This is a genomic window from Kitasatospora nipponensis, assembly GCF_039528135.1.
Classification (GTDB): domain Bacteria; phylum Actinomycetota; class Actinomycetes; order Streptomycetales; family Streptomycetaceae; genus Kitasatospora; species Kitasatospora nipponensis.
Map to the genome: position 1 here is coordinate 1 of NZ_BAAALF010000298.1, position 6,606 is coordinate 6,606.

Annotated in this window: 5 protein-coding genes, 5 tRNA genes and 2 pseudogenes; 5 read left to right on the forward strand and 7 right to left on the reverse strand. The window is 73.9% G+C overall.

Annotated elements, in window-relative coordinates; all coding sequences use genetic code 11:
- Positions 1–64: 64 nt before the first annotated feature.
- A pseudogene (locus tag ABD323_RS38695) lies at positions 65–943 on the reverse strand (serine/threonine-protein kinase); the annotation flags it as partial.
- 465 nt (positions 944–1,408) lie between these two features.
- On the opposite strand from ABD323_RS38695, the gene ABD323_RS38700 reads away from it, so the two are divergent.
- Complete coding sequence (locus tag ABD323_RS38700) at positions 1,409–1,615, forward strand: hypothetical protein (RefSeq protein ID WP_344446798.1); 207 nt, start codon at positions 1,409–1,411, stop codon at positions 1,613–1,615.
- Between the two features lie 228 nt (positions 1,616–1,843).
- On the opposite strand, the gene ABD323_RS38705 is transcribed toward ABD323_RS38700, so the two are convergent.
- From ABD323_RS38705 to ABD323_RS38725, 5 genes are all read right to left on the reverse strand, one after another.
- A tRNA-Val gene (locus tag ABD323_RS38705) sits at positions 1,844–1,915 on the reverse strand.
- A 74-nt stretch (positions 1,916–1,989) separates the two neighbouring features.
- Positions 1,990–2,061, reverse strand: a tRNA-Val gene (locus tag ABD323_RS38710).
- A gap of 96 nt (positions 2,062–2,157) precedes the next feature.
- Positions 2,158–2,229: transfer RNA gene (locus ABD323_RS38715), tRNA-Val, on the reverse strand.
- A gap of 35 nt (positions 2,230–2,264) precedes the next feature.
- Positions 2,265–2,335: transfer RNA gene (locus ABD323_RS38720), tRNA-Cys, on the reverse strand.
- Between the two features lie 53 nt (positions 2,336–2,388).
- Positions 2,389–2,461: transfer RNA gene (locus ABD323_RS38725), tRNA-Gly, on the reverse strand.
- A 416-nt stretch (positions 2,462–2,877) separates the two neighbouring features.
- On the opposite strand from ABD323_RS38725, the gene ABD323_RS38730 reads away from it, so the two are divergent.
- From ABD323_RS38730 to ABD323_RS38740, 3 genes are all read left to right on the forward strand, one after another.
- Positions 2,878–3,951, forward strand: coding sequence for a chorismate-binding protein (locus ABD323_RS38730; protein ID WP_344446802.1), 1,074 nt, complete (start codon positions 2,878–2,880; stop codon positions 3,949–3,951).
- Positions 3,948–4,763: an aminotransferase class IV gene (locus tag ABD323_RS38735; protein ID WP_344446799.1), complete on the forward strand. Its 816-nt coding sequence runs from the start codon at positions 3,948–3,950 to the stop codon at positions 4,761–4,763. The genes ABD323_RS38730 and ABD323_RS38735 overlap by 4 nt, the downstream gene beginning before the upstream one ends.
- Positions 4,764–4,867: 104 nt before the next feature.
- A complete protein-coding gene (locus ABD323_RS38740) occupies positions 4,868–5,704 on the forward strand; it encodes a GNAT family N-acetyltransferase (RefSeq protein ID WP_344446800.1) in 837 nt (278 codons plus the stop codon).
- An 8-nt stretch (positions 5,705–5,712) separates the two neighbouring features.
- Here ABD323_RS38740 and ABD323_RS38745 read toward each other — a convergent pair whose 3' ends face one another.
- Complete coding sequence (locus ABD323_RS38745) at positions 5,713–6,201, reverse strand: DsbA family protein (RefSeq protein WP_344446801.1); 489 nt, start codon at positions 6,199–6,201, stop codon at positions 5,713–5,715.
- 91 nt (positions 6,202–6,292) lie between these two features.
- On the opposite strand from ABD323_RS38745, the pseudogene ABD323_RS38750 reads away from it, so the two are divergent.
- Positions 6,293–6,606, forward strand: a pseudogene (locus tag ABD323_RS38750) (hypothetical protein); the annotation flags it as partial.

Here is a 6,606-nt window from a genome sequence, read left to right on the forward strand (position 1 = left end):
CCGAGGCGGACCAGGGCGTCGTCGTCGACGATCATGGCGCGGATCATGTGGTGGTGCCGTTCTGTGCGGTGCTGCCGGTGGGGTGGGGAACGCGCGCGGTCAGCCGCCAGGCACCTGCTCCGGCGGCGCCCGCGGCGAGCCCGCCGAGGCGCTCGTGCAGGTGCGCGGCGCCCGGCCGGTCGGTGGGCTCCTTGGCCAGGCAGGCCCCGATCAGCGGGGCGAGCGGCGCCGGGACCTGGCTGAGGTCCGGCTCCTCGTGCACCACCCGGTAGAGCATCACCTCGGAGGAGGCGCCGGAGCCGAACGGCGTGTCACCGGTCAGCGCGTAGGCGAGCGTCGCGCCGAACGCGAAGACGTCGGTGGCCGGCGTGACCGCCGCGCCACGGACCTGCTCGGGCGCCAGGAAGCCGGGGGAGCCGACCGCCGTGCCCACGTGGGTCAGCGTGCTGGCGCCGCGCGACCAGGCGATGCCGAAGTCGATGATCCGCGGACCCTTGGGGGAGAGCAGGATGTTGGAGGGCTTCAGGTCGCGGTGCACCACACCGGCCTCGTGGACCTTCACCAGGCCCTCCGCCAGGGCGGCCCCGATCCGCGCGACCTCCGGCCACGGCAGCGGGCCCTCGTCGCCGACCCGCTTGTAGAGCGAGGGGCCGGGCACGTAGGTGGTGGCCAGCCAGGGGCGGTCCGCCTCGATGTCGGAGCCCACCACCCGGGCCGTGCAGCCGCTGCGGATCCGTGAGGCGGCGGCGATCTCACGGGCGAACCGGGTACGGAACTCGGCGTCCTCGGCCAGCTCGGCGCGGATCAGCTTCAGCGCCACCCGCTGGCCCTTGCGGTCGGAGCCCAGGTAGACCACGCCCATCCCGCCGGCGCCGAGCCGCCGGTGCAACCGGTAGGGGCCGACGATGCGGGGGTCCTCACGCCTCAGCCGCATCATCGCCATGTCGTTCCCGTCAGCCCGTGAGGCGGGCAACCCGTGTGGTGGACCCCGTACTGCTGGGGCGTCGTCAGTTCCGGCCGCAGCCGGACGCCGTTCGTGTCGAGCACAGCTTACGGAACGTCGGCTGCGGTGTGCTGATACGCAACACGCGAACCGCCGGTGGGATTGTCCGACCCGGGGTGCGGGGCCGCACGGAACGGCCTGCCTCAGGGGTCCGTCTCAGGGTTCTCCCGGGGGTGGATCATGCCTGGGTCCACCCCGGGTAGTACTCCAGGAGGACCCGACTCATCCTCCCGGACAGCTCTGGAACGGTACGGAGGCATGACGTCACCCTCCTTGCCCCGCCCTAGTGTTGAGCACAGCGGTGGACGGGGCACTCGTCCCCCGAGGTCATCCGTCCACCGCGACCACCTTCGACCGACCGACCGGTCCCTCCGCGCGAGCCAACACCGGGGCAGGAGCAGCACCATGGCCATGCAGATCACGGGAGCCTCCAAGCCGCGCTCGCTGGTCGCCCGGTTCGCCCGGACCCAGCGGCCCGCCGCCGGGGAGCGGCACCCGGCCGTCGCGCTGGCGATCGCCCTGCCCTGCGCCGTCGCGCTGATCCTGCTCTTCGGCGGCTGGGAGCAGATGCTGGCGCAGACCAGGGCGGTGGCCGACCTGATCGGGCGTTGATCCCAGGGGACAGGGATCGGCGCCGGCCGGTGGCGCGCAGCCCTCGCGGTGATCCGCGGACGGGCGGACCCAAGGGTGATGCGCACCCCGGCCACCACGAGTGCCGTGCACGGACGCCGGTGAGGGCCTCCGTGCACGGCACCTGGCTGTGCAGCCTCAGCAATCCCGCACCAACGCCGAAGGGCCGCGGTCCCGTTGGGGAACCGCGGCCCTTCGTCACCACTGCTGTGCGCGATACTGGGATCGAACCAGTGACCCCTACCGTGTCAAGGTAGTGCTCTCCCGCTGAGCTAATCGCGCCTGTCCGACGTGCCGGGGCACCTCGTCCGGGCTGGTGGCCGTACCGGGGACGGCCGGTGGTCCCGAAGGACCGGTGCGCGATACTGGGATCGAACCAGTGACCCCTACCGTGTCAAGGTAGTGCTCTCCCGCTGAGCTAATCGCGCCTGTCCGACGTGCTGGAGCACATCGTCCCGGCTGGTGGCCGCGCCCCGAGGGCGTGACCGGGAGCCCCGAGGGGCTCGAAGATCTCGAAAGACCTGTGCGCGATACTGGGATCGAACCAGTGACCCCTACCGTGTCAAGGTAGTGCTCTCCCGCTGAGCTAATCGCGCGGGAAGACCCCCGGCCAGGCCGGGGGACCTCTGTGAGGTGGAGACGGGATTTGAACCCGTGTACACGGCTTTGCAGGCCGTTGCCTCGCCTCTCGGCCACTCCACCAGGCAACTTCGTTTGAACCATACCAGGAAGAACGATCATGCTGTCCTTCGCCGAGCGGACGACGAGATTCGAACTCGCGACCCTCACCTTGGCAAGGTGATGCTCTACCAACTGAGCCACGTCCGCCTGTCTTCCGGGCTCTTCCCCGCCTCTTGGCGGCTCCGTTTCCCGGCGACGTGTTGAACTTTAGCGGAAACCTGGGCCAGCTCAAATTCCGTATCCGCAGCGTGCCGCAGGGTGCCCCCGCCGGCCGCCCACCGCACCCCCGCCGCGGACCCGCCGCACCCGCCCCGCGCACCCGCCGCACCCCGGCCACCGGCCCGCCCCCGCCGCCCCGCGCGTCCTCCCAGGTCAGCAGCGTCCACCGGGCCCGGCCCCGGCCCCGGCCGCCCTCCCACCGGGGCCGGGGCGCCCCGCCGACCTAGACTTTCGAGTACCGCAGCCCCCACCCGCCGGACCCACCCCATGCCCGGTGCGGCCGCCGAGAACAACCCGGGAGAACCGTGTCCGCCCCGAGACCCGCCCTACGCCCCGACCAGCCGATGGCCCGCTTCGGCGGCCGGCTCGCCACCGGGCTGTGCGAGGTGACCGACGACCCGGCCGCCCTGGAGAGTGGCGGCTGGTGGGCGGTCGCCCACGACTTCGAAGGCCGGCTCAGCTGCGCCCGCTTCGCCGACGTGCGGCCCGACCCGACCCCCGCCCCGGCCGCCCACCGCTGGCAGGGCCCCGACCCGGCCGGCTGGCACACCTCGCTCGACCGCGCCGCCTACACCGCCGGGGTCCGCCGCATCCGCGAGCACATCGCCGCCGGCGAGGTCTACCAGGCCAACCTCTGCCGGGTCCTGAGCGCCCCGCTGCCCGACCCCGACCGCAGCGACATCGACGCGCTCACCGCCCTGCTCGCCCAGGGCAACCCGGCGCCCTACGCCGGCACCCTGCGACTGCCCGAGCACGGCGTCGAGATCGCCACCGCCTCACCCGAGCTCTACCTGCGCCGCGAGGGCGACACCGTCTCCTCCGGCCCGATCAAGGGCACCGGACGCACCGAGGGCGACCTGCTGGAGAAGGACCACGCCGAGAACGTGATGATCGTGGACCTGGTCCGCAACGACCTCGGCCGCGCCTGCGCCACCGGCACCGTGACCGTCCCGGACCTGTGCGTGGTCGAGAAGCACCCCGGACTGGTCCACCTCGTCTCCACCGTCGAGGGCACCCTGCGCCCCGGCGCCGGCTGGCCCGACCTGCTCACCGCCAGCTTCCCGCCCGGCTCGGTCACCGGCGCGCCCAAATCCAGCGCGCTGCGCATCATCGAAGCCCTGGAGCCGGCCCCGCGCGGCCCGTACTGCGGAGCGGTCGGCTGGGTGGACGCCGACCGCGGCCGCGCCGAACTCGCCGTCGGGATCCGCACGTTCTGGATCGACCGGAGCCACCCGGGCGCGCCCGTACTGCACTTCGGCACCGGCGCCGGGATCACCTGGGGCTCCGACCCCGAGCGCGAGTGGGAGGAGACCGAACTCAAGGCGGCGCGCCTGGTCGCGATAGCGTCGGGCCAGCATCCGCAGGAGTCGGACCTCGCCCGACCTGCGGACCCCCACCTCCGAGGAGTGACCCGATGATCTGGCTCAATGGCGCGCTGGTGGACGAGTCGCGCGCCGAGGTCTCCGTGCTCGACCACGGACTCACCGTCGGCGACGGCGTCTTCGAGACCATCAAGACCGTGGACGGACAGCCCTTCGCGCTCACCCGCCACCTCGAGCGCCTGGCCCGCTCCGCCGCCGGCCTGGGCCTGCCGGCCCCCGACCTCGACGCCGTCCGCAAGGGCTGCCAGTCCGTCGTCGAGGCCACCCCGCTGCCGCTGGGCCGCCTGCGGATCACCTACACCGGCGGCCTGTCCCCGCTCGGCTCCGACCGCGGCGACGCCCCGCCCACCCTGGTCGTCGCGATCGGCGCCGCCGCCGTGCGCCCGCAGACCACCGCGGTCAGCACCGTCGCCTGGACCCGCAACGAACACAGCGCGGTCGCCGGCCTGAAGACCACCTCGTACGCCGAGAACGTGGTCGCCCTCGCCCACGCGCACCGCGCCGGCGCCTCCGAAGCCCTGTTCGCCAACACCGCCGGACACCTCTGCGAGGGCACCGGCTCCAACGTCTTCGTGGTCCTCGGCGGCAGACTGCTCACCCCGCCGCTCTCCTCCGGCTGCCTGGCCGGCATCACCCGCGCCCTGGTCGCCGAGTGGTGCGGCGCCGAGGAGGCCGAGCTGCCCTACGACGTGCTCCGCGAGGCCGACGAGGTCCTGCTCACCTCGACCCTGCGCGACGTCCAGGCGGTGGCCCGGATCGACGACCGCGAGCTGCCCGCCCTGGGCCCGGTCACCCGCGCCGCGATGGCCACCTTCGCCGCCCGCTCCGCCGCCGACATCGACCCCTGACCACACCGCCCGGCCCGCCGGGCCCCCAGGGCGCCCGCCGCGGCCACCACGGCCCCACGAGCGCCCCGGGGCATAGCCGGGCCCCGGCGGGGAACAGAGCTGCCATGACGACCACCCTGCGCCCCGCCGGCCCCGAGGAGCGACTCCCGGACGGCGGGCGCGGCCGTCGCTGGCTGGTCTGCGCCAACGGCCGCCCGGTCGGCGGCCTCCACACCTCCGCCCACCCGCACGGCGCGCGCTGCACCGGCCGGATCGACCACCTGGAGATCACCGAGGGCCGGCGCCGCGGCCGCGGCACCGTCGCCGCGCTGGCCGCCGAGGAGGTGCTGCGGTCCTGGGGCTGCTACCGGGTCGAGGTCACCGTGCCGGTCGAGTCCACCGAGGCGCTGGCCCTGGCCCACCTGCTCGGCTACACCGAGACCAACCGCAAGCTGGCCAAGGAACTCCGTCAACCACCGGCGCCCGCACCGAACCTGACGGTCCGTCCGATCAGCGCCGCGGACTTCCCGCAGTGGCTCGCCGCCACCAAGGCCGAGTACCGCGCGCACCTCGTGCTGGCCGGCCTCACCGAGCGCCAGGCGCACGAGCGCTGCGAGGCCGACCACGCCCAGCTGCTGGCCGCCGGACCCGCCACCCCCGGCGTGGCACTGCGCCGACTGCTGGCCCACGGCGAGCCGGTCGGCAGCCTCTGGCTCGCCCTGCACGACGGGCGGCTGGCGGACGGGCGCCCGCTGGCCTGGGTGATGACCGTGGAGGTCGACGCGCACGCCCGCGGAAACGGCTACGGCCGTGAGCTGATGCTCACGGCCGAACGCGAGTGCCTCGCCGCCGGGATCCGCGACCTCGGCCTGAACGTCTACACGGCCAACGAGCCGGCCCTGCGCCTGTACGCCTCGCTCGGCTACCGGATCACCCGCCGGGTGCTCGCCAAGCCGCTCTGAGGCCCTGCTCAGCCCTCCAGCAGGGCCACGATCCGCTCCCGCAGACCCTGCTGGCTCTTCCCGCCGTCCAGCCGCTGCCCCGCCACCACGTACGTCGGCGTGCCGCTCACCCCGATCGCCTTGCCCTCGGCCTGGTCCGCGTCCACCGCCAGCGTGTGCCGGCCGTCGATCAGCGCCAGCTCGACCTCCTCGGCGTCCAGCCCCAGCTCGCCGGCCACCTCGACCAGCAGCTCGGGACCGCGCCGCTCCAGCTCCGTCACCCGGGCCAGCACCGCCTCCACGAACGGCCACCCACGGCCCTGGACGAAGGCCTCCTCGGCCGCCTCGGCGGCCGCGTAGGCGTGCTTGTGCTTCTCCAGCGGGAAGTGCCGCAGCACGATCGGCAGCGCGTCGCCGTAGCGCTCACGCAGCGCGCGGACATCGTCGAGCGCCGTGCGGCAGTCCGGACACTGCAACTCGCACCAGAGCTCGAGGCGGGGGAGGGAACCTTCGGTCATGGGCCCAGTGTTCCACTAGCAGGGACCCTGATCGGACCAGGACGGGAGAGGCCATGCCCAGCAGCGAGGGGACCGCGCGCCGAGGAGAGCCATGCTGACCGGCGCCATCTGCTACGCCCTGACCGTCGCCGGCCTGGTCGTCGCCGGCCTGCACGCGGTACGCCGGCGCTGGCGCTCCGCGGTGCGCTGGAGCGCCGTGGCGCTGCTGCCGGCCGGGATCTACCTCACCGGACTGGTCCCGGTCGGCAGCACGATCGGCCACGCGATCGGCGACTGGGCCACCAAGCTGGTCTTCGACCCACGGGTGTGGACCGGCGTCGGCCTGATCGGCCTGTCCGTACTGCTCCTGCTGGCCTCCCGGCTCGGCGCCGGGCGCCGGGCGGCCAGCGAGCTCACCGAGGCGGG

Excerpts from the sequence above, each read along its gene's own strand:
- ABD323_RS38700 (WP_344446798.1), top strand. The coding sequence starts at position 1,409 with ATGGCCATGCAGATCACGGGAGCCTCCAAGCCGCGCTCGCTGGTCGCC.
- ABD323_RS38730 (WP_344446802.1), top strand. The coding sequence starts at position 2,878 with ATGGCCCGCTTCGGCGGCCGGCTCGCCACCGGGCTGTGCGAGGTGACC.
- ABD323_RS38735 (WP_344446799.1), top strand. The coding sequence starts at position 3,948 with ATGATCTGGCTCAATGGCGCGCTGGTGGACGAGTCGCGCGCCGAGGTC.
- ABD323_RS38740 (WP_344446800.1), top strand. The coding sequence starts at position 4,868 with ATGACGACCACCCTGCGCCCCGCCGGCCCCGAGGAGCGACTCCCGGAC.
- ABD323_RS38745 (WP_344446801.1), bottom strand. The coding sequence starts at position 6,201 with ATGACCGAAGGTTCCCTCCCCCGCCTCGAGCTCTGGTGCGAGTTGCAG.